Annotated in this window: 23 protein-coding genes; 10 read left to right on the top strand and 13 right to left on the bottom strand. The window is 72.5% G+C overall.

Annotated elements, in window-relative coordinates:
* Positions 1-11: 11 nt before the first annotated feature.
* Both ACNQOV_RS14085 and ACNQOV_RS14080 read left to right on the top strand, forming a co-directional pair.
* The gene (locus ACNQOV_RS14085) at positions 12-626 is read left to right on the top strand and encodes a PadR family transcriptional regulator (RefSeq protein WP_416395232.1); all 615 of its coding nucleotides are present in this window, start codon (positions 12-14) and stop codon (positions 624-626) included.
* Positions 623-2,284 (top strand): DHA2 family efflux MFS transporter permease subunit, encoded by a 1,662-nt coding sequence (locus ACNQOV_RS14080; protein WP_416395230.1) that lies wholly within the window; start codon positions 623-625, stop codon positions 2,282-2,284. The genes ACNQOV_RS14085 and ACNQOV_RS14080 overlap by 4 nt, the downstream gene beginning before the upstream one ends.
* A gap of 289 nt (positions 2,285-2,573) precedes the next feature.
* Here ACNQOV_RS14080 and ACNQOV_RS14075 read toward each other — a convergent pair whose 3' ends face one another.
* Positions 2,574-3,383 (bottom strand): cytochrome c oxidase assembly protein, encoded by an 810-nt coding sequence (locus ACNQOV_RS14075; RefSeq protein ID WP_416395228.1) that lies wholly within the window; start codon positions 3,381-3,383, stop codon positions 2,574-2,576.
* Between the two features lie 151 nt (positions 3,384-3,534).
* Positions 3,535-4,842, bottom strand: a complete 1,308-nt coding sequence (locus ACNQOV_RS14070) for an acyltransferase family protein (RefSeq protein WP_416395226.1) — start codon at positions 4,840-4,842, stop codon at positions 3,535-3,537.
* A gap of 180 nt (positions 4,843-5,022) precedes the next feature.
* Between ACNQOV_RS14070 and ACNQOV_RS14065 the strand changes: the two genes are divergently transcribed.
* On the top strand, positions 5,023-5,466 hold the full coding sequence (locus ACNQOV_RS14065; protein WP_402265122.1) for a Fur family transcriptional regulator: 444 nt from the start codon (positions 5,023-5,025) through the stop codon (positions 5,464-5,466).
* A 144-nt stretch (positions 5,467-5,610) separates the two neighbouring features.
* Complete coding sequence (locus ACNQOV_RS14060) at positions 5,611-7,137, top strand: catalase (RefSeq protein ID WP_416395224.1); 1,527 nt, start codon at positions 5,611-5,613, stop codon at positions 7,135-7,137.
* A gap of 136 nt (positions 7,138-7,273) precedes the next feature.
* On the opposite strand, the gene ACNQOV_RS14055 is transcribed toward ACNQOV_RS14060, so the two are convergent.
* Complete coding sequence (locus ACNQOV_RS14055; protein WP_416395222.1) at positions 7,274-7,840, bottom strand: GNAT family N-acetyltransferase; 567 nt, start codon at positions 7,838-7,840, stop codon at positions 7,274-7,276.
* Between the two features lie 39 nt (positions 7,841-7,879).
* Positions 7,880-8,749, bottom strand: coding sequence for a VOC family protein (locus ACNQOV_RS14050; RefSeq protein ID WP_416395220.1), 870 nt, complete (start codon positions 8,747-8,749; stop codon positions 7,880-7,882).
* Positions 8,750-8,872: 123 nt separating this feature from the next.
* Here ACNQOV_RS14050 and ACNQOV_RS14045 point away from each other — a divergent pair, with 123 nt between their 5' ends.
* Both ACNQOV_RS14045 and ACNQOV_RS14040 read left to right on the top strand, forming a co-directional pair.
* Positions 8,873-9,436, top strand: coding sequence for a hypothetical protein (locus ACNQOV_RS14045; RefSeq protein ID WP_402265112.1), 564 nt, complete (start codon positions 8,873-8,875; stop codon positions 9,434-9,436).
* Positions 9,437-9,536: 100 nt separating this feature from the next.
* On the top strand, positions 9,537-10,460 hold the full coding sequence (locus ACNQOV_RS14040; protein ID WP_416395218.1) for a helix-turn-helix domain-containing protein: 924 nt from the start codon (positions 9,537-9,539) through the stop codon (positions 10,458-10,460).
* Between the two features lie 140 nt (positions 10,461-10,600).
* On the opposite strand, the gene ACNQOV_RS14035 is transcribed toward ACNQOV_RS14040, so the two are convergent.
* The 5 genes from ACNQOV_RS14035 to ACNQOV_RS14015 are packed head-to-tail and all read right to left on the bottom strand — an operon-like array spanning position 10,601 to position 14,513.
* Entirely contained in the window at positions 10,601-10,924 is a 324-nt protein-coding gene (locus tag ACNQOV_RS14035; protein WP_416395216.1) for a hypothetical protein, read from the bottom strand.
* A gap of 22 nt (positions 10,925-10,946) precedes the next feature.
* Positions 10,947-11,573 carry a response regulator gene (locus ACNQOV_RS14030; protein ID WP_416395214.1) on the bottom strand — a complete coding sequence of 209 codons (627 nt, stop codon included), beginning with the start codon at positions 11,571-11,573 and terminating at the stop codon, positions 10,947-10,949.
* Positions 11,570-12,781, bottom strand: coding sequence for a sensor histidine kinase (locus tag ACNQOV_RS14025; RefSeq protein WP_416395212.1), 1,212 nt, complete (start codon positions 12,779-12,781; stop codon positions 11,570-11,572). The genes ACNQOV_RS14030 and ACNQOV_RS14025 overlap by 4 nt, the downstream gene beginning before the upstream one ends.
* A 23-nt stretch (positions 12,782-12,804) precedes the next feature.
* Positions 12,805-13,575, bottom strand: coding sequence for an ABC transporter permease (locus ACNQOV_RS14020; RefSeq protein ID WP_416395210.1), 771 nt, complete (start codon positions 13,573-13,575; stop codon positions 12,805-12,807).
* Positions 13,572-14,513, bottom strand: a complete 942-nt coding sequence (locus tag ACNQOV_RS14015; protein ID WP_402265101.1) for an ABC transporter ATP-binding protein — start codon at positions 14,511-14,513, stop codon at positions 13,572-13,574. The genes ACNQOV_RS14020 and ACNQOV_RS14015 overlap by 4 nt, the downstream gene beginning before the upstream one ends.
* 136 nt (positions 14,514-14,649) lie before the next feature.
* On the opposite strand from ACNQOV_RS14015, the gene ACNQOV_RS14010 reads away from it, so the two are divergent.
* Positions 14,650-15,843: a PP2C family protein-serine/threonine phosphatase gene (locus ACNQOV_RS14010; RefSeq protein WP_416395208.1), complete on the top strand. Its 1,194-nt coding sequence runs from the start codon at positions 14,650-14,652 to the stop codon at positions 15,841-15,843.
* Between the two features lie 305 nt (positions 15,844-16,148).
* Here the strand turns inward: ACNQOV_RS14010 and ACNQOV_RS14005 are convergent, their stop codons facing one another.
* Positions 16,149-17,018, bottom strand: a complete 870-nt coding sequence (locus ACNQOV_RS14005; RefSeq protein WP_416395206.1) for a phosphoribosylaminoimidazolesuccinocarboxamide synthase — start codon at positions 17,016-17,018, stop codon at positions 16,149-16,151.
* Positions 17,015-18,283, bottom strand: a complete 1,269-nt coding sequence (purD, locus tag ACNQOV_RS14000; RefSeq protein WP_416395204.1) for a phosphoribosylamine--glycine ligase — start codon at positions 18,281-18,283, stop codon at positions 17,015-17,017. Before purD ends, ACNQOV_RS14005 begins: the two co-directional genes overlap by 4 nt.
* A 57-nt stretch (positions 18,284-18,340) precedes the next feature.
* Between purD and ACNQOV_RS13995 the strand changes: the two genes are divergently transcribed.
* Complete coding sequence (locus ACNQOV_RS13995) at positions 18,341-18,703, top strand: sterol carrier family protein (protein WP_031261651.1); 363 nt, start codon at positions 18,341-18,343, stop codon at positions 18,701-18,703.
* 366 nt (positions 18,704-19,069) lie between these two features.
* On the opposite strand, the gene ACNQOV_RS13990 is transcribed toward ACNQOV_RS13995, so the two are convergent.
* Entirely contained in the window at positions 19,070-21,643 is a 2,574-nt protein-coding gene (locus ACNQOV_RS13990) for a LuxR C-terminal-related transcriptional regulator (protein ID WP_416395202.1), read from the bottom strand.
* 108 nt (positions 21,644-21,751) lie between these two features.
* On the opposite strand from ACNQOV_RS13990, the gene ACNQOV_RS13985 reads away from it, so the two are divergent.
* Positions 21,752-22,165 (top strand): hypothetical protein, encoded by a 414-nt coding sequence (locus ACNQOV_RS13985; protein ID WP_402265087.1) that lies wholly within the window; start codon positions 21,752-21,754, stop codon positions 22,163-22,165.
* An 84-nt stretch (positions 22,166-22,249) separates the two neighbouring features.
* Here the strand turns inward: ACNQOV_RS13985 and purF are convergent, their stop codons facing one another.
* Positions 22,250-23,707, bottom strand: coding sequence for an amidophosphoribosyltransferase (purF, locus tag ACNQOV_RS13980; protein ID WP_416395200.1), 1,458 nt, complete (start codon positions 23,705-23,707; stop codon positions 22,250-22,252).
* A 73-nt stretch (positions 23,708-23,780) separates the two neighbouring features.
* On the opposite strand from purF, the gene purM reads away from it, so the two are divergent.
* Positions 23,781-24,878: a phosphoribosylformylglycinamidine cyclo-ligase gene (purM, locus tag ACNQOV_RS13975; protein ID WP_416395198.1), complete on the top strand. Its 1,098-nt coding sequence runs from the start codon at positions 23,781-23,783 to the stop codon at positions 24,876-24,878.
* The last annotated feature ends 51 nt before the right edge of the window (positions 24,879-24,929 follow it).

Genomic DNA, 24,929 nt, shown 5'->3' with positions numbered 1-24,929 from the left:
AGGAGGCACGGATGGCGTCGCTCACGCCCCTCGCGTTCGCCGCGCTCGGGCTCCTCGCCGAGGCGTCCATGCACCCGTACGAGATGTTCCAGACGATGCTGCAGCGCCGCGAGGACCAGAACGTCAAGGTCCGACCCGGCACGCTGTACCACCAGATCGGTCGTCTGGTGGACCTCGGGTACGCCGAGGCGCTCGGCACCGCGCGTGCGGGCAACCGACCCGAACGCACCACCTACGCGATCACCGACCACGGGCGTGCCGCGCTCGAGGACGGCCTCCGCCGGATGATCGCCGAGCCCGCCGACGAGTACCCCGAGTTCCAGCTCGCCCTCTCGCACGTCGACAACCTGAGCGCACCCGACGCGGCGACCGCCCTGCGGGCCCGTGCCGGGGCGCTCCGCGTGGAACGCGAGCAGTACGACGAAGCCGCCACGGGCCTCCAGGCCAAGCGTCTCGCGAGCCGCTTCTGGCTCGACGTGTCGTACGTGCGTGCCATGCTCACCGCGCAGATCGAGTGGCTCGACGCCGCGGCCGACCGGATCGCGAGCGGCGACATCCCCTGGGACGGCCCGGCCGTCCCCACCGACGAAGACACCACCACGAACAGCAAGGAACCCACTCGATGACCTCCGTCTCGACCACCACCGAGAAGAAGCCGTGGCCGGCCCTCTGGGCCCTCGTCGTCGGCTTCTTCATGATCCTCGTCGACTCGACGATCGTGTCCGTCGCGACGCCGACCATCGCCGCGAAGCTCGACGCGAGCATCAACTCCGTCATCTGGGTGACGAGCGCCTACCTGCTCGCCTACGCCGTGCCGCTGCTCATCACCGGCCGGCTCGGTGACCGCTTCGGCCCGAAGGTCATGTACCAGACAGGCCTCGTGGTCTTCACGCTCGCGAGCCTCTGGTGCGGTCTCGCCGGGTCGATCGAGCTGCTCATCGTGGCGCGCGTCGTGCAGGGGCTCGGCGCGGCGATGATGACGCCGCAGACCATGGCAGTGATCACCCGCATCTTCCCGCCGCAGAACCGCGGCGCCGCGATGGGGCTCTGGGGTGCCGTCGCCGGTGTCGCCTCGCTCGTCGGCCCGATCGTCGGCGGCCTGCTCGTCGACGGCTTCGGCTGGGAGTGGATCTTCTTCGTCAACGTCCCCGTCGGTGTGGTCGCGTTCGTGCTCGCGCAGCGGTTCGTCCCCACGTTCGACCGGCACGGACACCGCTTCGACACCCTCGGCATCGTGCTGAGCGCCGTCGGCATGTTCCTGCTCGTGTTCGGCATCCAGGAAGGCGAGACGTACGACTGGGGCACCATCACCGGGCCGATCTCGGTGTGGTCGCTCATCATCGCCGGCATCGTCGTGCTCGTCGCCTTCGTGGTCTGGCAGGGCGTGCAGAAGGGCGAGCCGCTCCTGCCGCTCGGTCTCTTCAAGGACCGCAACTTCACGCTCGCGAACATCGCCATCACCGCCGTCGGCGTCGCGATCTCGTCGTTCGCCCTGCCGATCATGCTCTGGGCGCAGGACGTGCTCGCCTTCAGCCCGACCGAGGCGGCGCTGCTCCTCGTGCCGCAGGCCGTGCTCTCGGCCAGCCTCGCGCCGCTCGTCGGCAAGAACCTCAACCGGTGGAGCCTCCGCTGGGTCGCGGCGTTCGGTCTCGCGTGCTTCTCGGGTGCGCTGTTCTGGTTCGGCTCGCTCCTGGCTTCCGGCGCCGACTGGGGCTGGGTGCTCCTGCCGTCGACGCTCCTCGGGCTCGCGAACGCCTGCATGTGGGGACCGCTCTCGGTCTCGGCGACGCGGAACCTCCCGCCGAAGCTCGCCGGTGCCGGCTCCGGTGTCTACAACACGACGCGGCAGATCGGTGCGGTCCTCGGCTCGGCCGGCATCGCGGCCCTGATCGAGGCGCGCATCACCGCGAACTTCCCGTCCGGTGCGGGTGGGTCGTCCGGTGGGGCCGAGCAGCAGGTCGGGACGCTCCCGGGCTTCCTGCAGCAGCCGTTCGCGACCGCCATGGGGCAGTCGCTCGTCCTGCCGGCCGTGGTCCTCGTGGTCGCGATCGTCGCCGCGCTGTTCCTCGCGAAGCCGAAGCAGACGGTGGCGTGGCAGCGGAGCGGTGCGGTGTCCGACGGGTCGCCGGCGTCGTCCACTTCGACCTCGACCGGATCCTCGACCGCGGGTGACGAGGCGGGTGCCGAGCAGCGCCACGGTGTGCACGCCGCCGCCCCTGCTCCGGAGACCGCCGAGGCCGAGCTCGCCGCGACCGACCACCACGGGCGGCACGCGGACGCCTAGTCCGGGTCCTGCAGGAGCCCCGCGTCGCACCGTGCGGCGCGGGGCTCCTGTGCGCGTGCGGGGCGGTGCGGCGGTGCGGCAGTTCGGCGGTGCGGCGGCGCGGCGGTGCGGGTGCGACATCGTCGATGTCGTACGACAGCGGTGTTGTCGCTCGTGCGCGAACGCAATCGTTGCGACCGCCCACAAGCGACAAGTTCGACGTCGTACGACATCGAACTTGTCGTTCGACGTCGGCGGCCGGCGGTGCGCGGTCGGCGCCGGCGGTCGACGGTCCGCGGTCGAGCCCCGGTCAGCCGCGGCGCTGCAGGTGCGCCCGGGTGAGCTCGGCCATCTCCTCGTCGGTGAGCGCGTCGACGGAGCGCGCCTCGCGGCGATCCGACCGCTGCCACCGGATGAACAGCGAGATGAGCACGGGGACGTCCGCGACCTCGGCGATGAACCACAGCAGGTCCCCGGCGAGGTGCTGGTCGCGCAGGGGCGACGGGAACCAGGGCTGTCCGACCGCCTGCGTGACCGAGCCGTCGAGCACGTGGTTCGTGATCCGGAGCACGATGCCCGGGATCGCGTCCGCCATCAGCTCGACGAAGGCGAGCAGGAACTCCACCGTGACGAAGGTCGACGAGCGCAGGATCCCCGGCTCGGACAACGGGGTCAGCAGTGCGAACCCGAGCACCGGCACGAACACCGTGATGGCAGTCGCCCACACCGGGGACTCGCGGATGGTCGCCGAGAACGGGGTGAGCAGCACGCAGAACAGCGCGAGGGCGACCAGGGGCGACACGATGGCGTTGCCGAGGAACCGCGCCGGACGCGATGCGAGCGCTGCCGAGGCGGCGCGCGCGAGGCGAGCCGGGCCTCCCGAGCGGAGCAACGAGACGGGCGCGGCGAACGCGGCGAAGGTGGGGACCGCGAAGAAGAGCAGGGCCAGCCGCAGCACGAACGCCCACCGGAGGTCACGGTCGTGGATGCCCACGATGCCGAACTGCAGGATCCCGAACAGGACCAGCGCGCCGACGAAGGCGAGCGTCCGCCACCACGGCCACCGGGTGCCCCGACGGGCGGCACCCACCACCCACCAGCCGTAGGTGACCGCGGCCACGGCGATGAGGACGGCCGCGAGCGGATCGAGGTGCCACGTGCTCCAGAACTCGGGTGTCGACGGCGTGGGGTGCCTCCTGCGGGTCGTGCTGCCGACGACAATCCTCCGCCCGCCCGGCGCCCCGGACCGTCCCCCGCCGGTGAGAACCGGTTCAGATCCGGACGGCGCTCCGAGCGGGCACGGTCCGGGTCAACAGGTGGACCCCGACCGGGACGGCGAGGGTGCCGAGCAGGGCCACCGCGAACGACAGGTGCAGCTGCATCACCACGAAGGCCGGACCGATCGTGCAGAGCGCCGCGACGGCGAGCACCGGCCAGGCCGGGCGATCGGTGCCCGGGACCAGCCGGGGGAGCGGCCGGTCGAAGCGGCGGAGCGCGCGGGCTGTGCCGAGCGCGACCACGAGCAGGACGACGAGGGCCACGCCGCGGGTCGCCCACCAGGACGGCGAGCCCGGCGTCGGGAACGGCACGCCGACGAGCAGGGCGACGCCGTTCAGTGCGATGAACAGCGGCAGGTGCCAGAGGTAGATCGTCATCCCGTCCCGGCCGAGCAGGAACACCGTGGCCTGTGCGGCCCGGGTGCGCATGAGTCGTGCGAGCGGTGCGTGCACGACCTGGACGAGGCAGGCCTGGGCGATCGCCAGCACGGCGAGCGGCAGCATCGGCGGGTTGAGGTCCTGCAGCATGTCCGGGGCCCAGAGCCCGATCGACGTCAGGGGCACGAGCACGCCGTACCCGGCCGCGGCGACGGCGACGAGCAGCACGCGGGAGCGCCGGGCGAACCAGCCGTCGGCCCAGAGGAACCCGAGCTGCTGCGCGAAGAGCCACACGGGTCCGAGGTTGACCAGACCCACCTCGGCCGTCCCGGTGGCGAAGCGCACGGCGTCGACGGCCGCGGCGAGGGCCAGCAGTGCCACGAGCGTGCGCCACGGAGCGCGCTCGTGCAGGCGCATCATGAACGGCACGCAGCACTGGGTGATCCCGTACGCGGCGAGGAACCAGAGCGGCGAGCCGATGCCGAACGCCACCTCGGCGAGCAGGTCCGCCGGCGTCCCGAGCAGGGTGGCGACGCCGAGGCCGACCGCCAGCACCGCGAAGAGGGGGATCGCGGGCCGGAAGAGCCGCACGAGCCGGGTCGCGACGAAGTCCCGCGCGCCGCCGCCCCGCGCGACCGTGGAGCGCCACCCCACGGCGCTGGCGAACCCGCCGACCACGAAGAACAGCGGCATCACCTGGCCGACCCAGGTCGCGGCGACGTGCCAGGGGAGCTCCTGGAGCGGACTCGTCACCGCGATGCCGTCCGCCCCCACGGCGACCCCGACCATCGTGACGTGCACGAAGACGACGAGGACGACGCATGCCGTCCGGATGAGGTCGACGACCAGGTCCCGCTGCGCGATGATCCCCCGGACGTCCTCGGCACGGTTCGCCTGCTGCGGCAGGCCCTGTTGCGTGGACATGGCGGGACGCTAGCGCGGGATCGGGCACTCCCAGGGGCGTTGCAGGTGATCGCGACCGGATCGTGACACATCGTATTCCGCTCCGGGAATGCGTCTGGGCGGTGCGGTCGCGCTGGCCGGGTGGGCCGCCTGGTGTACAGTGACGGTGTTGTCTTGATTCCTGCAAAAGAAAGGCCCAGCATGGACGTCGACGCCGATCTGCTCCGCGCCTCCGGCCTGCGGGTCACGACGCCACGGCTCGCCGTCCTCCGGGCGACCGCGACGATGCCGCACGCGACGGCCGACGACATCGTCACCGCGCTCACCGCCGAGTTGCCGACCACCAGTCACCAGGCGGTCTACGGCGTCCTCGCGGCGCTCACCGGCGTCGGGTTGGTGCGGCGGATCGAGCCGGCGGGCAGCCCCGCGCGGTACGAGCGGCGGACCGGTGACAACCACCACCACATCGTCTGCACGATGTGCGGCGCGATCGAGGACGTCGACTGCGCCGTCGGCCACGCCCCCTGCCTCACGCCGTCCGAAACCCACGGCTTCGCCGTCACCACGGCCGAGGTCACCTACTGGGGCATCTGCGAGCAGTGCGCCGCCGCCGAGCGCGACGTCACCGGGGCCGTCCCGGCCTGACCGCAGACACCCCGACCCGGGGACGACCGCAGACACCCCGACACGGGGACGATCCGCAGTCGTCCCCGCTCCCGGCACCGAACCGGGACCACGAGCAACCCGAGCACCCCTGACCGAACCAACCGTTCCACCCAAGGAGGAACCGTGTCCGACCAGAACACGACCGGCACCCCGTCCGGCACCCCCACCACCACGACCAACTCCGGCGCCCCCGTCTCGAGCGACGAGCACTCGATGGGCGTCGGGGCCGACGGCCCCCTCGCGCTGCACGACCACTACCTGGTCGAGAAGCTCGCCCAGTTCAACCGCGAGCGCGTGCCGGAGCGCGTCGTCCACGCCAAGGGCGGTGGCGCCTTCGGGACGTTCACCGTCACGCAGGACATCAGCAAGTACACCCGCGCCGCGTTCCTGCAGCCGGGCAAGCAGACCGAGATGCTCGCGCGCTTCTCGTCGGTCGCCGGCGAGCAGGGCTCCCCGGACACCTGGCGCGACCCGCGCGGCTTCGCGCTGAAGTTCTACACCGAAGAGGGCAACTACGACCTCGTCGGCAACAACACCCCCGTCTTCTTCATCCGCGACGGCATCAAGTTCCCGGACTTCATCCGTTCGCAGAAGCGTCTGCCCGGTTCGCACCTGCGCGACCACGACATGCAGTGGGACTTCTGGACCCTGTCGCCCGAGTCCGCGCACCAGGTCACGTGGCTCATGGGCGACCGCGGCCTGCCGGCGAGCTGGCGCGAGATGGACGGCTTCGGGTCGCACACCTACCAGTGGATCAACGCAGCGGGCGAGCGCTTCTGGGTGAAGTACCACTTCATCACCGAGCAGGGCCACAAGACCCTGACGCAGGAGGACGCCGACCGCATCGCCGGCGAGGACGCGGACTTCCACATCCGCGACCTGCACGCGGCGATCGAGCGCGAGGACTTCCCGCGCTGGACCCTCAAGGTGCAGGTCATGCCGTACGAGGACGCCGCGAGCTACCGCTTCAACCCGTTCGACCTGACGAAGGTGTGGCCGAAGGGCGACTACCCGCTCATCGAGGTCGGCACCATGGAGCTCAACCGCAACCCGGAGAACTACTTCGCCGAGATCGAGCAGGCGACCTTCGCGCCCTCGAACTTCGTCCCGGGCATCGCGGCCAGCCCCGACAAGATGCTCCTCGCGCGCATCTTCAGCTACGCGGACGCGCACCGCTACCGGGTCGGCACGAACCACGCGCAGCTGCCGGTGAACGCCCCGAAGAACGAGGTGCACTCCTACTCGAAGGACGGCGCCATGCGCTTCGACTTCCAGAAGGCCGAGGTGCCGGTGTACGCGCCGAACTCCCTCGGTGGTGCGCACGCCGACCCCGCCGCCAGCGACGAGGCTCCCGGTTGGGAGTCCGACGGCGCGCTGCAGCGCTCCGCCGCGACCCTCCACCCCGAGGACGACGACTTCGGCCAGGCCGGCACCCTGGTGCGCGAGGTCCTCGACGACGCCGCCCGCGAGCGTCTGGTCGGCAACATCGCCGGGCACGTCTCGAAGGTGACGCGCGACGACCTGCGCGAGCGCGTGTTCGCGTACTGGACGAACGTCGACGCCGACCTCGGCGCGCGCGTGCGCGCGGCGGTCGCGCCGAGCGCGCCGGGTTCCAACGAGGACCCGGAGAAGGTCGCGGTCGAGGCGTAAGCCCCGCTCCACCACCTGACGGACGGGAGGCACGGTGCCAGCTGGCACCGTGCCTCCCGTCCGTCTGTCGTTGCGTTCTAGACCTCTTGGCCGTTCAGTCAGGTCGGGCCGCCTCGGGGAGGTGCCCAGTCCTCTTCTAGACCTCCTGGCCGTTCAGCCAGATCGGGCCGGCCGGCCAGTCCTCGAGCGCCGCGGCCACCGGCCGCACCATCCAGCCGCCCTGCTCCGTGTTCGTGATGCCGGCACCCTCGGCGGTGAACGCCGAGAAGGTGCCGACGACCTCGGGGAACTCGTGCCAGCCGAGCTTCGCGTAGAAGGGGATGCGGTTCTCGCCCGCACCGAGGAAGCCGTACGGCACCGCGAGCCCGTCGAGCACGGCGTGCGTGCGCTCCATGAGCTCCCGGCCTCTGCCCGATCCCTGCAGCCTGGGCGACACGGCGACGAGACCGGTGTCGCCGACGAGCACGTCGCGCCCGCCCACCGTGATGAACATCCGGCGGATCCCGACGTGCGCCAGGACGACGCCGTCCGGGTCGCGGGCGAGGACCCGCCGCTCGGGCTGCATGCCGGACCAGCTGCGGCCGCCCACGTACCAGTGTGACCAGTCCGGGAACGCCTGCGCGAGCAGTGCTGCGATCGCCTCGTGGTCGGGGAGCGACAGCGTGCTCTCCTCGACCACCTCCCACCGGATGTCGTCAGTCATGCCCCCATCCTGTCGGAGGTGCCGGGTGGCTGTACCGGATCAGCCCCGTCCCGGAGTGCTGACCTCGATGCGGTTCGCCCACGGGTCCTCGAACGCCACCGTCCGGCCGTCGTCGGCGGTCTGCACGCCGGTGTCGTGCATGCGGGACACGAGCGCGCCGAGGTCGTCGGCGCCGGGCACCTCGATGCGGACGAGTCCGAGCCCGAGTCCGAGCTGGCGGCGTCCGGCCCCGCGCGAGTTCCACGTGTTCATCGCCATGTGGTGGTGGTAGCCGCCGGCGCTGACGAACAGCGCCTCGCCCCATCCGGCGGTCGTCGCGAAGCCGAGTCGGTCGACGTAGAACTCCTTCGCGGTGGCGACGTCGCCGACGGACAGGTGCACGTGGCCGACGCGTCCGGGGCGTGCCGCGGCGTCGTCGAGGGCCTCCTGCGTGAGGTGCTCCTGCAGGAAGGCGTTCGGGTCGACGAAGAGGGTGGCCATGTCGACCATGCCGTGCGTCCACGACCACTCGCTGCGGTCGCGGTCCCAGTACAGCTCGACGCCGTTGCCCTCGGGATCGGTGCAGTAGAAGGCGTTGCTCACGAGGTGGTCGGCGCTGCCCGTGAAGGTCTGCGGGTACCGGGTCGCGACGGAGTACAGCGCGGCGGCCAGGTCGGCCCTCGTGTCGAACAGGATCGCGGTGTGGAAGAGGCCGGCCTCGCGCGGTGCGGCGTGCCGCATCTCGGGCGCGTGCTCGAGGACGACGATCGGTGTCGTGCCGCGTCCGAGCACGGCGACGCCACCGGTGTTCGACAGGAGCGTGAGCCGGACGCCGTCGCGGTAGTAGCCGATCATCCGGTCGAGGTCGGCGACCCGGAGCGTCACGGCGCCCATCGAGGTGTCGGCGGCGAGGAGGTCCTGCGTGGTCATGCGACCAGTTTGCGCGCATTTGGTTGACGCGTCAACCAAATGACCCCGGTGACGGTCGTCCGCGTTCGTTCCCCGGCGTGTCCCGCCGCCGGGGCCGATGTCGTCCGGGGCCAAGATGGGGAGATGCCACGCACAGGACGACTGCCGGACCGAGCGGGCGGACGCCGTGGCGGCCGTCCGGACCGGCGTGACCTGCCGATCGAGCAGGTGCGCGACCGGATGTCCTCGTACGTCTACGGCAACATCACGGTCCTCGCCGCGGCGATCGCGGTCGACCCGACGGCGATCCACCACGGTTCCGCCGTCTGGGCGGTGCTCGGCACCGCGGTCCTCACGTACCTCGCGCACGTGCTGTCGCACCTCGTCGCGCACGGACTCGGGGACGACGACGCGTCCGACGAGGTCCGGCGGGAGTCCGTCGCCACCATCGTGCGGAACGCGAACCCGATCGCCACGTCCGGGCTCATCCCCGCCGTGCTCTACGCCGTCGCCTGGGCCGGTTGGCTCCCGGCGCCGTGGGCGCAGACGGCCGCGCTCGTCATCCTCGTCGTCCGCATCGGCATGGTCGGCGTGTTCATGCAGCGGTTCAGCGGGAAGCGCCCGACGTTCCTCGGGCTCTGGGGCGGCATCGTGCTCGCCGCCGTGGCGTTCGTGATCGGCGTCGTGAAGGTGGTGCTGACGCATTGAGCTGCGCGACGCGGACGGGGGCCTCGCGCCCGGACGACCGGCCCGGTAGCGTTCCAGGGCCCGCCGGACCCGGCGCGCGGCACGTCGAACGGAGGCACGGATGACGTCCTCCGACCACGACGTGTCCGAACGCCCGGCGTCCGACCAGGCGGTCCCGGACCAGGCGGTCCCGGACCGGGCGGTCCCGGACCGGGCGGTCCCGGACCAGTCGGCCCCCGACGGGCAGGCGTTCGACTACCGGTCCGGTGGCGACGAGTTCGTCTCCCTGCGGCAGATCCGCACCGGCGGCCCGCAGTCCGGCACGATCGGACCACGACCGGACCACGTCGTCTTCGTGCTCGCGAACGGCCGGGCGACCCTCACCGCCGACGACGGCAGCGAGTGGGACGTGGGACCCGGACGCCCGATGATGCTGTCCGCACCGGTCGCCTACGCGTTCGACACCGACGCGACCGCGATGACGCTCCTGCACATCGCACCCGCGATGCTCGGCGACACCGAGGAGCCGTCCGAGTTCGTGCAACCGGACGCGGCCGACCCGGGCGTCGAGCCCCTGCTGACCCTGTTGCGCGAGGTGACCGACCGCATCCTCGACGCCGACCTGGACCCGGCTGAGCGGGCCGCGCTCGACCGGCGGGTGGCGACGGTCGTGCTCTCGACGTTCACCCGGTCCCGCTCCGACGTCGAGCACCGGCTCCGTCGCGCGATCCGCTTCGTGCACGAGCACGCGGGCGAAGACCTCGAGGTCGCGGACATCGCTGCTGGTGCGGACCTCAGCGAGCGCGGGCTGCAGGATCTGTTCCGCCGCCGACTCGCCGTGACGCCGATGCGTTACCTGCGCGAGGTCCGGCTCGACCGGGTGCACCTCGAGCTCACGTCCCGACGGGGTGGGATCGTGACGATCCGCGACGTCGCACGGCGCTGGCGCTTCGCGCACCTCGGGCGGTTCGCGGCGGCGTACCGGCGACGGTTCGGCGAGAGCCCGCACGAGACGCTCCGGCGCTCGGGCCGGTCCGAGGCCTGACGGCCGGGATCCGTCCAGGAGGCGGGGGGGGGGGGCGCACCGCCCCCGCGCCCCCGGGGGTGCGCCCCCCCGCGTCGGGACAGGGTCGGGCGCGGCCGCGCCCGCCCCCCCCCCCCCCCCCCCCCCCCCCCTCCGGTGCGTCAGCAGCCCGTCGTCGTCAGCGTGACGGTCGCGACCTCGCCGTCCGTGACGGTGGTCTCCTGCGGGCAGAGGTCGTCCGCCCGCACCCGGACCGTGCCGAGGGGCACGCCGGCGAAGTCCGCCGTCCCACCGGGGAAGACCCGCTGGTGCTCGGAGAGCTTGCCGGTCCCGGCAGCGAAGACCTGCACCTCGTAGGCGTGGTCCGCCGCGTTCGACGACACCGTGACGGACACCTGGCCGGTGGAGTCGTGTGCGCCGCAGCCGGCGAGGGTGAGGACGGCGGCCGCACCGAGGGCGAACACGGGGAGGACACGTCGGAGCACGGGCACCAGGCTACGCCGCGGTTCAGGCCGACCCGAGCAGCCAGCCGTTGTCCGCGGCGACCCGGAGCGCCTCGGTGGCGTTGCGGGCGGCGGTCTTGCCGATCGCCGACGACAGGTGGTTGCGGACCGTGCCCTCCGACAGGTGCAGGGAGCCGGCGACGCCCGCCACGGTCGGCGTCGTGCGGAAGGCGATGAGCACGTCGGTCTCCCGCGGGGTGAGCGGGGACGGGCCGGCGGCGAGGGACTCCGCGGCGAGCACCGGGTCCACCACACGGAAGCCGCCCGCGACCCGGCGGACGGCGTCGGCGAGCTGCTCCGCCGGGGTGTCCTTCACGACGAAGCCCGCGGCCCCGGCCTCCAGCGCACGGCGGAGGTACCCGGGGCGGCCGAACGTCGTGACGATGAGCGATCGGCACGACGGCAGCGAGCGGGCGAGGGCGGCAGCCGCGGTGAGCCCGTCGGCGCCCGGCATCTCGACGTCGAGCAGTGCGACCGCGGCGCCGGAGGCCCGCGCGGCCTCGAGCACCTCGTCGCCCCGGGCCACCTGCGCGACGACCTCGATGTCGCGCTCGAGCGACAGCAGGGACGCCAGGGCCCCGCGCACGAGCGCCTGGTCGTCCGCCAGCAGCACCCGGATGGTGTCGGTCATCGTCGGTTCCTCTCGACCCGCAGCCGGAAGCCGCCGAGGTCGCTCGTGCCGGTGGTCAGGGTCGCCCCGACGGCGTCGGCCCGCTCGCGGAGCCCACGCAGCCCGTTCCCCGGGGTCACGGCGGCGGACGCCTCGAGCACCCCGGTCCCGTCGTCCTCGATCGTCAGTGCCGTCCGGGTGAGGGTGACCCGGACCCGGCTCGCGGCAGCGTGCCGGAGGACGTTCGTGACGCCCTCGCGGAGGACCCATGCGAACAGGCTCCGGACGTCGTCGGCCGCGGCGTCGCCGTCGTGCGGCAGCGACGCGTCGGTCCCGGCCGCGGCGAGGGCTGCCCGCGCCGACACGAGCTCCGCGTCGAGGTCGGCCTCGCGGTACCCGCTGACGGCGCGTCGGAGCCCCTGCAGCGCCTCGCGGGAGAGCCGTTCCACGTCCTGCATCTCCGTCCTGGCCCGGATCGGGTCGACGTCCACCAGTCGTGCGGCGAGCTCGGACTTCATCGCCACCACGGTCAGGGAGTGGCCGAGCACGTCGTGCAGGTCCCGGGAGAACCGGGCGCGCTCCTCGACCACGGCGAGCCGGGTGATCTCGTCCTGCGCGACGCCCAGCCGTTGCTCCGCCTCGCGCTGTCGTCCGAAGAACAGCATCGATGCACCGACGGAGACGGTGATCACGGGGGCGAACAGGATGCCGCTGTCCACGGCCTGGTCCCACCCCGTGCTCAGCGCGACGAGGAACTGCGCACCGACGATCGCGAGCACGACCGATCCCGCCACCCAGAACCGTTCGGCGACGAAGCCCGACAGTGCCGCGACGAGCAGCCACGTCCAGATCGCGAGTGGCCCGACGACGAGCAGCAGCAGTCCGGCCAGCAGCGCGACGCCCGCGAGGACGACGACCCGGCCGCGCAGGCTCCGGCGCCACATCAGCTCCGGAGCGAACAGGTACGCCGCGTAGAGGACCGCCAGGGCGATCGTCGAGACGACGTGCGCCCGGAGGCTCCGGCCGTCGTTCCAGACGGCGATGACCTCGAGGACCTGCCAGAGCAGGGCGAACACCGCCCCGGCGTACCAGCGGCGCCGGCCGATCCGGATGTCGTCGTCGCTCGCGCCGGGCGGGACCGCCCACGGGAACGAGCGCGGGCGAGCTCGCGAGCCCGTCGGTGCGTTCCCCGCACCACGCACCTCGGTCGTGTTGGTCGCCTCTGACATCGGTGCCAGCGTAGGACGCTCGGTCACGCTCGTGCGGCATCGCGGCGGTAGCGCCACGCGATCACCGCGCCGAGGACGAGCGCCCAAGCGGCGAGGACCAGCGCCGATTCGGTCATGCCGGCGGACCCGGTCGCCCCGGCGCCCGTCTGTCCGATCCGGTTCAGCCAGTACGAGGGCATGAGGTGCGCGACGCTCCCCATCCAGCTCGGCATCACCGACAGCGGGACCCAGAGCCCGCCGAGGATCGACATGCCCATGAACACCACCATGAACACCGGCTGGGCGAAGGACGGCTTCGCGAACTGCCCGATGAGGATCGCGATGAGGGCGAACGGCACCACGCCGCACCAGATGCCGAACCCGGCGGCGAGCCAGTGCCACGGGTCGAGGGACGCGTGCAGCACGACGGTCGCGACGACCACCGTGACGACGATCGACATCGCGGCGAAGGCCATCGCGGCGATCACCTTCGACACCATGAACGCCCACCCGGACAGCGGCGTCACGCGCAGCTGCCGGTTCCAGCCGATCGACCGTTCGTTGACGATGGCGAACGCCTGGCTGAACGCGGCCATCATCGCCCCGTAGGACGCCATCTGCAGGGTCGTGACGACGAGGTACTGCAGGTGCGTGGTCGGGTCCGTCACGGACCCGAACGCCGAGCCGAACACGAGCAGCATGACCACCGGGACGGCGAAGGTGAACACCATCGCGCGGACGTTGCGGAGCTGCCGCTTGGTCTCGAGGTACACGTAGCCGAGCGGCAGCCGGCCGGAGGTGGTCACGGTGGTCATGCGAGGACTCCTTCGGGAGCGGCGGTGGGAGCGGTGGCGGTGGGCGCCGGGTCGGCGGTCAGGGCGAGGAAGGCGTCGTCCATGGTCGAGGCGACCACCTGGACGTCGTGCGCCTCGGGGTGGGCGGCGAGCAGGGCGCGAAGGGTGTCGTCGCTGCGGTCCGAGCGGAGCGTGACGGCGTCGCGCCGCGCCTCCAGGCCCACGACGCCCGGCAGCGCGCGCAACGCGGCGTGCGCGTCGGCGCCCACACCCGCGAACCGGAGGGTGCGGGTGGTGGCGATCGCCTTGATCTCGGCCGGCGTGCCGTCGGCGACGACCCGGCCGCTGCGCATGATGACGATGCGGTCGGCGAAGGTGTCGGCCTCGTCGAGGTAGTGCGTCGCGAACACGACGGTGCGGCCCGCGTCGGTGAAGTCCCGCATCGACGACCAGAAGGTGTGCCGGGCCTCGACGTCCATCGCCGCGGTCGGTTCGTCGAGCACGAGCAGGTCGGGGTCGGAGACCACCGCGACCGCGAACCGGGCCCGCTGCAGCTGCCCGCCGGACAGCTTCGCGATGCGACGACCGGCGATGTCGGAGCACCGCGCCCGGCGGAGCGCCTCGTCGACGGGCATCGGGCGACGGTGCGCGGCACCGACGAGGGCGACCGCGTCGCGGACCGTCATGTCCGGCAGGAGCGCGCCGCCCTGGAGCATCGCGCCGACCCGGCCGGAGACGACCGCGGCGCGGGGCTCCTCGCCGAAGAGCAGGGCCTCGCCGGTCGTCGGCGTCGACAGCCCGAGCGCGAGGTCGACCGTCGTGGTCTTGCCGGCGCCGTTCGGGCCGAGGAGGGCGACGACCTCGCCCGGACGGATCGTCAGGTCGACGCCGTCGACCGCGGCCACGGCGCCGAAGCGCTTGCGGAGGTCGCGGAGCTGGATGACCGGTGTGTCGTTCATGGCTCCGAGCCTGCCGGGGAGTGGTCCCCGCTCCCTCTGCGGTGCGTCACGGATCCGGCGTGACATCTGTCACGGGCGACACACGTCCTCCGTTCTGGGGACGGTCACTGTCCGTTGTGCGCGTTAGCGTGGGTGCATGCACCACGAGCCCGCCGTCTCCGACCGCCCCGCGACGGACGCCGTCCGGCGGGCGGCGCTGCTCGCGGCCCTGGACGTCGTCGAGGGCGGGCCCGAGGAGCGCTTCGAGCGGATCACACGGATCGCGCGCGAGGCCTTCGGTGTCTCCGGCTCGTTCCTCAACCTCGCACGCGAGTCCGACGTCTTCATCAAGTCGCAGCAGAGCGACACCGCCTTCGGCCCGACGATCCCGCTGCAGGACACCTTCTGCGGTAGGACCCTCGCGGTCGACGGACCCGTCGTCGTGCCGGACGCCCGCGCCGACGTCCGCTACTCCGACATGCCGATGGTGGTCGACGACCCAAACGTGCGGTTCTACGCCGGGGTGCCGCTCCGTGCAGGCGACGCCGACGTCAAGGTCGGGACGCTCTGCCTCATCGACCCGACGCCGCGCACGCTCGACGACGACGAGCTGGCGCTGCTCGAGGAGCTCGGCGTCTGGGCGGAGCGCGAGCTCGCCGCCGGCGCCGATGAGGACCGGCTCCGTTCCGTGCTCGCCGGCCTCGAGCCCGGTGGCGTCACGCTGCCCGGGTACCGCGTCGGGGGCATGTCGCTGCCGCACGGCGTCGTGTCCGGCGACTTCCACGACTGGCACCTCGACGGCGCGAGCCTCTCGCTGACCGTGGCGGACGTCATGGGCAAGGGGATGTCCGCGGGACTCCTCGCCGCCACCATCCGCGGTGCCCTGCTCGCCCGGAGCACCGAGGCCCCGGACCGGGCCGTGGCCGCACTCGAGGCGCAGGTCGGGCCGGACCTCAGCCGTGCCGAGTCGTTCGCGACGATGTTCCACGGACGACTGACGCCCGCCACCGGGCGGATGGAGTTCACCGACGCGGGCCACGGCCTCGTGCTGCAGCTGCACGCGGACGGCACCGAGAGCGTCCTGCGCTCGTTCGACCTGCCGATCGGCCTGCACCCCGTCGGGGCCGAGCGGGTCACGGGCACGCTCGAACTCGAGCGCGGGGACGTGCTCATCGTCGTCAGCGACGGGGCCCTCGAGCTGTGGGACTCGACGCTCGCGTCCCTCGGTGCGCTCGGGGCGATGTGGCGGGACGCCCCGGAGCTCGACGTGTTCCTCGGGCGCATCCGGGCGCGTGCGGTGACGCACGACCCGGGCGACGACCTGACGGTCGTCGTCGTCGCGCGCGACTGACGCGCGGGCGCGGGCGCCGGCGGGTCGCGGCGCCGGCGGGTGCCGAGAGTGCACGATTTGTCGCGCTCGGCGCCGGCGGGTCGCGGGGGCGCCGGCGGGTCGCGGCGCCGTCGGGTGCCGAGAGTGCACGACCTGTCGCGCTCGGCGCGGGCGGGCGGCACATCGTGCTCCCTCGGCGGACGTGAGCGGCGTGTTGTGCCCGCTCGCGCCGGCTTCCGGCGTGCGGGCGGCCTGGAGGCGCGGCTCGGCCTGGCCTCGCGCCACGCGTCCGGCGGTCGCGCGGCCGAACGCGGCGGGGCCGGCCCCTACGCGCCCAGGCGCTCGATGAGCTCGCGGTAGCGCTCGGCCGTCCGCGACACGATCGCCTCGGGCAGCACCGGAGGCGTCCCCTGCCGGTCCCAGTTCGCGCTGAGCCAGTCGCGCACGATCTGCTTGTCGAACGACTCCGTCCGGTTCCCCGACCGGGCGTCCCAGTAGCGGCTGGAGTCGCTCGTCAGGACCTCGTCGGCGATCCGGACGAGCCCCGACGCATCCTGCCCGAACTCGAACTTCGTGTCCGCGATGACCACCCCGTGGTCGAGCGCGATCGCCGCCGCCTCGGAGTAGACGCGGAGCGAGAGGTCCCGCAGCTTCGACGCGACCTCGGGTCCGACGAGCTCGACCGTCTGCTCGAACGAGATGTTCTCGTCGTGCTCGCCCTGCGGTGCCTTGTACGCCGGCGTGTAGATCGGCTCGGGCAGCCGGTCCCCGTTCGACAGCCCGTCGGGGAGCGGGACGCCGCACACGCTGCCGGACTGCTGGTACTCGGCCCACCCGCTGCCGACGAGGTACCCGCGGACCACGCACTCGACCGGGAACATCGTCAGCGGCATCACGTGCATGGACCGCGCGGCGACCGACGCCGGCACCGGGGTCCCGCCGGCGGACGGGGCGATGAGGTGGTTCGGGACGTCGGCCAGCCGGGTGAACCAGAAGCGGGACAGCCGGGTGAGCAGCTCGCCCTTGCCCGGGATCGGCGGCTCGAGGGCGAAGTCGTACGCGCTCACACGGTCGGACGCGACGAGGAGCAGCTCGGTGGCGCTCGCGACGTCGGCGGTGCCGGTGGGGACGTAGAGCTCGCGGACCTTGCCGGAGGAGACGTGCTGCCAGCCGTCGAGGACGGGCGCCGCGCTCATCGGGCGACCTTCGCGGCGATGTCGGTGCGGAACTGCGCGCCCTCGAGCGTGATGTCACCGACGCCGGCGTACGCGCGGTCGCGGGCTTCGGCGAAGGTGGCCCCGGTGGCGACGACGCTCAGCACGCGCCCGCCCGTCGCGACGAGCTCGGTGTCGAGCACCCCGGTGGCGGCGTGTGCGACGGAGACGCCCGCGCGGGCGTTCGCCTGGTCGATGCCGGTGATCGGACGGCCGGTCTTCGGGTTCTCGGGGTAGCCCTCGCTCGCGAGGACCACGGTGACGGCGACGTCGTCGCGGAACACGGGGTCCGGCGTGGAGCCGAGCTGCCCGGTGGCGGCGGCGAGCATGAGCTCGCTGAGCGGGGTCGCCAGGCGGGGGAGGACGACCTGCGTCTCGGGGTCGCCGAAGCGGGCGTTGAACTCGATCACCCGGACGCCCTGCTCGGTGACGATCAGACCGCAGTAGAGCAGGCCGACGAACGGCGTGCCCTCGTGCTCGAGTCGGCGGACGGTGGGGAGCGCGACGAGGTCGGTGACCTCGTCCACGAAGGCCCGCTCGGACTCCCAGCGGTCGGCGAGCCAGGGGAGCGGCGAGTATGCGCCCATGCCGCCGGTGTTCGGTCCGACGTCACCGTCGCCGAGGCGCTTGTAGTCCTGCGCGGGGCTGAGCGGCCGGACGTCGTGCCCGTCGCTCAGGAAGAAGAGCGAGACCTCTTCGCCGTCGAGGAACTCCTCGACCACGACGTGCCCGTGCTGGAGCCAGTAGGTGGCGTGGTCGATCGCCGCCTGGCGGTCGTCGGTCACGAGGACGCCCTTGCCGGCCGCGAGTCCGTCGGCCTTCACCACGTGCGGGGCGCCGAGCTCGTCGATCGCGGCGACGGCCTCGTCGACGGTTCCGGCGTACACGGGTCGACCGGTGGGGACGCCCGCCTCGGACATGATCCGCTTCGCGAACGCCTTGGAGCCCTCGAGCTGCGCGGCGGCCTTGCTCGGCCCGAACACTGGGATGCCCCGCGTGCGGACCGGGTCGGCGACGCCGGCGATGAGCGGCGCCTCGGGCCCGACGACGACGAGCTCGACGCCGTTCTCGAGCGCGTACTCGGCGACGAGGGCACCGTTGGTCGGGTCGATGGAGACGGTCTCGACGTCGGCCGCGATGCCGGCGTTGCCCGGCGCTGCGGTGATGACGTGACCGGCCTGCTCCGCGAGGAGGGCCGTGATGATCGCGTGCTCGCGGGCACCGGAACCGAGGACGAGGATTCGCACTCGATCACCCTACCGATCCCGACTCGCCCGTTGCGATGCGGCCGCTAGCCTGTGGACATGCCACCCAGGAGGATCGAGGACGCAGCGGGACGGGCCGCGCTCACCGCCGTGCAGCAGGGGGCCACCGACCGGCCGACCCTCGCGACCGCCGTGCGGTGGTCGCTGCAGCGCCTCGCCGAGGACGTCCCGGGGAACAGCGTCGAGGTGCGCGTCCCGCCGTTCGCGGCCGTCCAGGCGGTCCCCGGACCCCGGCACACGCGCGGCACGCCGCCGAACGTGGTCGAGACGGACGCGACGACCTGGCTCGCGCTCGCCACCGGCGAGCTGCGCTGGGACGAGGCCGTCGCGCAGTCGCGCGTCAGCGCGTCCGGTTCCCGCGCGGACCTCACGGACTTCCTGCCGGTGCGCCTGGCCGTCTGAGACGGCCGGCCGAGCGACGGCACGGAGACGAGGCGGTCGCGGGATCGCAGACGGATCCGAGACGGGCGCGTGTGTCGGACGGGAGGGACGGTGCCAGCCCGCCCCGCGCCTCCTGGACAGGAGGACTCGGGTACCTAGACGGCCTCAGCGAATTAGGTAGTACCTACTGATGTGACGTCACCGACCCGGCGGCTACCGTAGAAGTCGCCGGGATTCGGACCCGACCCGAACGGGTCCGAACCCGGCGACAGGATCCAAGGTACGCGACATTCCGTACATCCTGTCAACCGTTCCGGCGAGTCGTGCTGCATTCCGCAACCCACCCGCGGCTCGCAGCGGCGCCGGAAGGCCCGCGGACTCGACCGATCAGAGCAGCTCGGCGAGTTCCGTGCGGGCGTGCAGGTCCCACTTCGTGAACACCCGGGACAGGTGCGCGTCGATGGTGCGGACGCTCAGGCCGAGGGTCTCCGCGATGCGGCGGTTGCTCAGGCCGTGGGACGCGAGTTCGGCCACCTCGTACTCGCGGTTCGTCAGCGGCGGCTTCACCCGTCCGGCCGACACCGCCATCCCGTGCGACGCGAGCACCCCCTGGGCCGCGATGATCCGGGTCCGGTCGTCGGTGCGGACCGCCTCGGCGTACTCGACGATCGCTCCGGCGAGCGGGCCGTCCACGCGGGCGGCGGCGTCGCGCATCCGCACGAGGGACGCCGCCGAGTCACGCCCGTTCAGCATGTCGTTCGTGTAGTGCAGGGTCTGCGCGTACATCACGTGCGTCCACGACCCGCTGGCCGTCCCGCGCTCGATGATGTCGTCCGCGTGCCGGAGGCCCGCCGGGTTGCCGAGCACCGCTTCGGTCCACGCGATCGTCACCGCGACCTGGTCGCCGATGATCCGCATCGCCCGGAGCGGCGTCGCCCGGGCGCGCTCGAGCGCCGCCGAGGCTTCCTCGCCGCGACCGGCGTAGGCGTACGACATCGCCAGCCGTGCCCACGGGTAGGCCGCGAAGCCGCCGTGATCGGCCACGTCGTAGCGCTCGCAGGCCGCGGAGAACGCCGCGACGGCGTCGTCCCACCGGCGCTGGGCGAGTGCGAGGTTGCCCTCGCCGATGAGCTCCAACGTGAAGTCGTACTTCAGGTACGGGCTCGACCGGCGGACGGGGACCTCGGTGATGAGGTCGGCGATGTCGCCCCGCCACACCTGCAGCTGGTGCAGCACGGACACGATCTCGCCGACGCTCCACGGGGCGTCCTCGAGGTGCTCGACCGCGGTCGCCAGGCACGCCCTGCCGAAGGCCTGGGCCTCGTCGAGCCGACCGGCGGTGGCGAGGGCCATCACCGCGCACGGCGCGAGGCAGAGGAACGCGAACGGCACCGTCGCCGCCTGCGCGATGCCGGAGCGCTCGAGCTCGTCGCGGACCTCGTCGAAGCGGCCGCCCCAGCCGAGGTGTGCCAGGCGGAGCAGGCGGAGCCGTTCGGCGGCGTCCGGACCCACGAGCCGCGACGCGGCATCGGTGAGGGCGACCGCGGCGAGGACGTCGTCGTCGTGGAACTGCCGGATGTTCGCGAGCGTCTCGCACGCTTCGATCACGCTGTGGTCGTCGACCTCGGTCGGAGCTGAGCACACCACGGCCCACGCGGCCTCGGCGTCGGCGCGACCGGCCTCGCGCCCGGTGCTGTACGAGTGCGCGAGCGACCGCAGGCAGTGCGCGGCGACCCGCTCGCACGGGCTGAGCGTCGTGCGGAGGGCGGCCGAGGCCAGTGCGATCCCGCTCTCGTGCTCCTGCAGCCCGACCGCCACCTGGGCGGCGTCGAGGAGCTGGTCGACCGGGGGCAGCACGCCGCACTCGAGCGACCACAGCGCGGCACGGAGACGGGCGGCGGGCGGCGCGCCCTCCGGCCGGTCGGTGCGGAAGGCGTTGGCGCGGGCGAAGAGCGCCGTGCGGCGGGCGACCGGGACGAGCGCACGGACGACCTCGCCGACGAGGGGGTGCGACGGGCGGACGACGGCGGCACCGTCCTCGAGGGCGTCGATGCGGACGAGGCCGAGCGCCACGACGCGGTCGACGTCCCCGCCGCTCACCAGCCCGATCAGCCGTGCGAGCGGGATCGGGTCCGCGAGGGCGACGATGTCGACGACGTCGCGGAGGTCCTCCGGCAGCGACCCGAGCTCGGTGCGGTACATGTCGGCGAGGCTGTTCGAGGCGGTGACCCGGCCACGCCAGTACCAGCCGGTGGCGGTGTGGTCGAGCGCCCCGGAGGCGAGCGCCGACCGGACGACCTCGCGGATGTAGAGCGGGTTGCCGGCGGTGGCCCGGTGCACGCGTTCGGCCGACGCCGTCTCGAGCTGGGCTCCGAGCGCCCGCGCGATGAGGGTCGAGGTCTCGTGCAGGTCGAGCGGCTCGAGGTCGATGCGTTCGAGCAGGTCGTCCTGCCAGAGGGCCCGGAGCGGTTCGGGGAGTGCGGTGAAGTCGCGGCAGGTCAGGACCAGCCGGGCACCCTGCTCGCGGACGAGCCACGCGACGTAGCGTGCGGAGATCGCGTCGAGGTGGTCGGCGTCGTCCACGCGCAGCAGGACGTCGCGGTCGGTGAGCTCCTCGCTCTCGCGGAGGCGCTGCTCGGCCCCGCCCGCGCCGACGAGCTCGGCGAGGGAGCCCGGCAGCTCGCCGAAGCGCTCCGACGCCGCGCCGAACGGCATCGACCTGCTGGCGGCGACGGCCGTGATGGGCACGACGAGCGTCCGGCCGGAGGCGTCACGACCGGCGACGCGGTCGGTGATCCGCAGGGCTGCGGAGCTCTTGCCGAGGCCGGGGGCCCCGACGAGCGCGACGCTCCACCGGTGTTCGGCGACGACCGCGACGGCCCGGTCCTCCTCGCGACGCTGCAGGATCGGCCAGCTGATCCGCGCCGGCGTCCGGGCGCCGCGGGTGGTCCGTTCGCGCATCTGCCGCACCTCCTCGCCGTGGGATACCGATCGGTAGCGACCATCCTCTCCCGGATCCACCTGAGCGGACAGGCCGGAGCACGTCCCACAGTGGGGGACAATGGACGTGTGAGCAACACCGACCGACCCGACGAACGACCGGCTCCGGCGCCGAACGCCGTCTCCTCCTCCGACGAGGTGACGATCCGTCGTGCCCCGAAGTTCGGGGTCTTCATCGTCGGCGGTGCGGTCCTCGGCTTCATCGCGACGCTCATCGTCGTGTCGCTCACCATGGACATCGACCGTGGGGACACGCAGGAGACCGCGAGCTTCGGCAGCCTGGTCGGCTACTTCAGCCTGTGGGGCGTCACGATCGGCGCCTTCGTCGGCGCCGTCGTCGCCGTGGTGCTCGACCGCGTGTTCGCGCGCCGGGCCGCCCGCCTCACGGCGGAGCGCGTCGAGGTCGAGCTGCCGCCCGAGACCGTGGACGGCGAGATCGAGGACCACGGCGACGCCCGGGCGGACGGCGACCGGACGCCGTAGTCGTCCGCATCTGACGGACTGGAGGCGCGGCTCGGCCTGGCACCGCGCCTCCAGTCCGTTGCGGGGTCGCGTTCGCGACCCCGCTCAGCTGAGCTGGTTCGCCTCGACCCAGGACAGGTACTCCGGGCTGACGGTGCCCGTGACGTACTCGCCCGTGAAGCAGCTCATCTCGAGGTCCGTGACGTCGGACCCCTCGATGATCGCGTCGCGCATGTCGCCGATCTCCTGGTAGATCAAGTGGTCGCTGCCGAGCACCTTGTTGATCTCCGGGATCTTCCGGTCGTGCGCGATGAGCTCGGCGCGCGTCGGCATGTTGATGCCGTACACGTGCGGGTACCGGACAGGCGGCGCGGCGCTCGTGAAGGTGACCTCGTTCGCCCCGGCGGCACGGGCCATCTCGACGATCTCGCGGCTGGTGGTGCCGCGGACGATCGAGTCGTCGACGATCAGGATGTTCTTGCCCTTGAACTCCGACGACATCGCGTTGAGCTTCTGGCGCACCGACCGCTTGCGCTCGGCCTGCCCCGGCATGATGAAGGTGCGGCCCACGTAGCGGTTCTTGTAGAAGCCCTCGCGGTACTCGATGCCGAGCTTCTGCGCCACCTGCATGGCGGCCGGTCGGCTCGAGTCGGGGATCGGCATGACGACGTCGATGTCACCCGTCGGCGCGTGCTGCTCGATGGTGTCGGCGAGCCGGTTGCCGAGGCGCAGGCGTGCGTCGTAGACCGAGATGCCGTTCATCACCGAGTCGGGTCGGGCCAGGTAGACGTACTCGAACGAGCACGGCACCAGTCGCGGGTTCTTCGCGCACTGCCGGGCGTGCATCTGACCGTTCATCTCGATGAACACGGCCTCGCCCGGGGCGACGTCGCGGACGATCTCGTATCCGCCGGACTCGAGCACGAGTGACTCGCTCGCGACGACCCACTCCGGCTGCCCGGCCTCGTCGAACTTGTGACCGAGGATGAGCGGACGGATGCCGTACGGGTCGCGGAAGGCGAGCAGCCCGTGCCCGGCGATCGTGGCGATCGTGGCGTAGGAGCCCTCGACGCGCTCGTGCACGCGCTCGACGGCGTCGAAGACCTGGCCCGGGTCGAGGTTCGCGCCGCGGACCTGCCCCTGCAGCTCGTGCGCCAGCACGTTCACCAACAGCTCGGTGTCCGACGTCGTGTTGAGGTGTCGACGGTCGATGTCGAACAGTTCACGCGTGAGTTCCCGCGTGTTGGTGAGGTTGCCGTTGTGGACGAGGACGATGCCGTACGGCGCGTTCACGTAGAACGGCTGGGCCTCTTCCTCGTTGCTCGCGGCACCCTTGGTGGCGTAGCGGACGTGCCCGAGCCCCATGGTGCCGAGGAGGGCGCGCATGTCGCGGGTGCGGAACGCCTCGCGGACGTGCCCACGGGTCTTGTGCATGTGGTGCACGTGGCCCTCGACCGTGGCGATGCCCGTCGAGTCCTGCCCGCGGTGCTGCAGCAGGAGCAGTGCGTCGTAGATGGATTGGTTGACGGGGCCCTGTGCAACGAGGCCGACGATGCCGCACATTCGCGGGTGTGCTCCAGACCGTAGAATCGGGGGGTACCGAACAAGTCTGCCATGTCACCGCGAAGGACTCAGCATGCCCAACCCGTACGCCGAAGCCGGAGTGGACACCGCCGCCGGTGACCTGGCCGTCGAACTCATGAAGTCCGCGGTCGCGGCCACCCACAACCAGTCCGTGCTGGGCGGCGTCGGTGGCTTCGCCGGACTCTACGACGTCTCGTTCCTGAAGGACTTCTCACGACCGCTGCTCGCGACCTCGACCGACGGCGTCGGCACGAAGGTCGCGATCGCGCAGGCGATCGACAAGCACGACACCATCGGCCAGGACCTCGTCGGCATGGTCGTCGACGACATCGTCGTGGTCGGGGCGAAGCCGCTCTTCATGACGGACTACATCGCGTGCGGACGCGTCGTGCCCGGTCGCATCGCGGACATCGTCGCCGGCATCGCGCGTGGCTGCTCGGAGACCGGCACCGCACTCGTCGGTGGCGAGACCGCCGAGCACCCGGGCCTGCTCGGGCCGGACGACTACGACGTGGCCGGTGCCGCGGTCGGCGCGGTCGAGGCCGGGTCGCAGCTCGGCGCGCACCTCGTGCAGGACGGCGACGTCGTCGTGGCGATCGCGTCCTCCGGGCTGCACTCCAACGGCTACTCGCTCGTCCGGCACATCCTGTCGTCGCGTGGCGTCGCGTACACCGACTCCCTGCCGGAGCTCGGCGGGCTCGTGGGGGAGGCCCTGCTCGAGCCGACGCGCCTCTACACGACGCCGCTGCTGTCGCTCATCGAGCAGCACCCGGGTGCCGTGCACGCGCTCTCGCACGTCACGGGCGGCGGCATCGCGGCGAACCTGGCGCGTGTGCTCCCCGTCGGCTCCTGGGTCGAGGTCGACCGCTCCACGTGGCAGCCCCTGCCCGTGTTCCGGGTCCTCGCCGACATGGCCGGGACCCCGATCGAGGACACCGAGGGCACCTGGAACCTCGGCATCGGCATGTTCGCGGTCGTCTCGGAGGCTGCCGCGTCGGACGTCATCGCGTCGCTCGGCGCTGCCGGCCTGCCGTCGTGGGCGGTCGGGTCGATCTCGACCTCGGAGCGCGAGGACCTCGCCGGGTTCGAGCAGGGTGCGAAGGGTGTCGACGGCGGCGCGGTGCGGCTCGTGGGGGCGTACGCGGGCTGAGTCCGCGGGCGCGGGCCGCGCGGGCCGCGCGGGTGCGGGGTGGGCGAGCGC

The organism is Curtobacterium sp. LFS084 (assembly GCF_047977705.1).
In the GTDB taxonomy this organism is placed as follows: Bacteria; Actinomycetota; Actinomycetes; order Actinomycetales; family Microbacteriaceae; genus Curtobacterium.
This window is presented reverse-complemented; position numbering and strand designations above follow the sequence as displayed.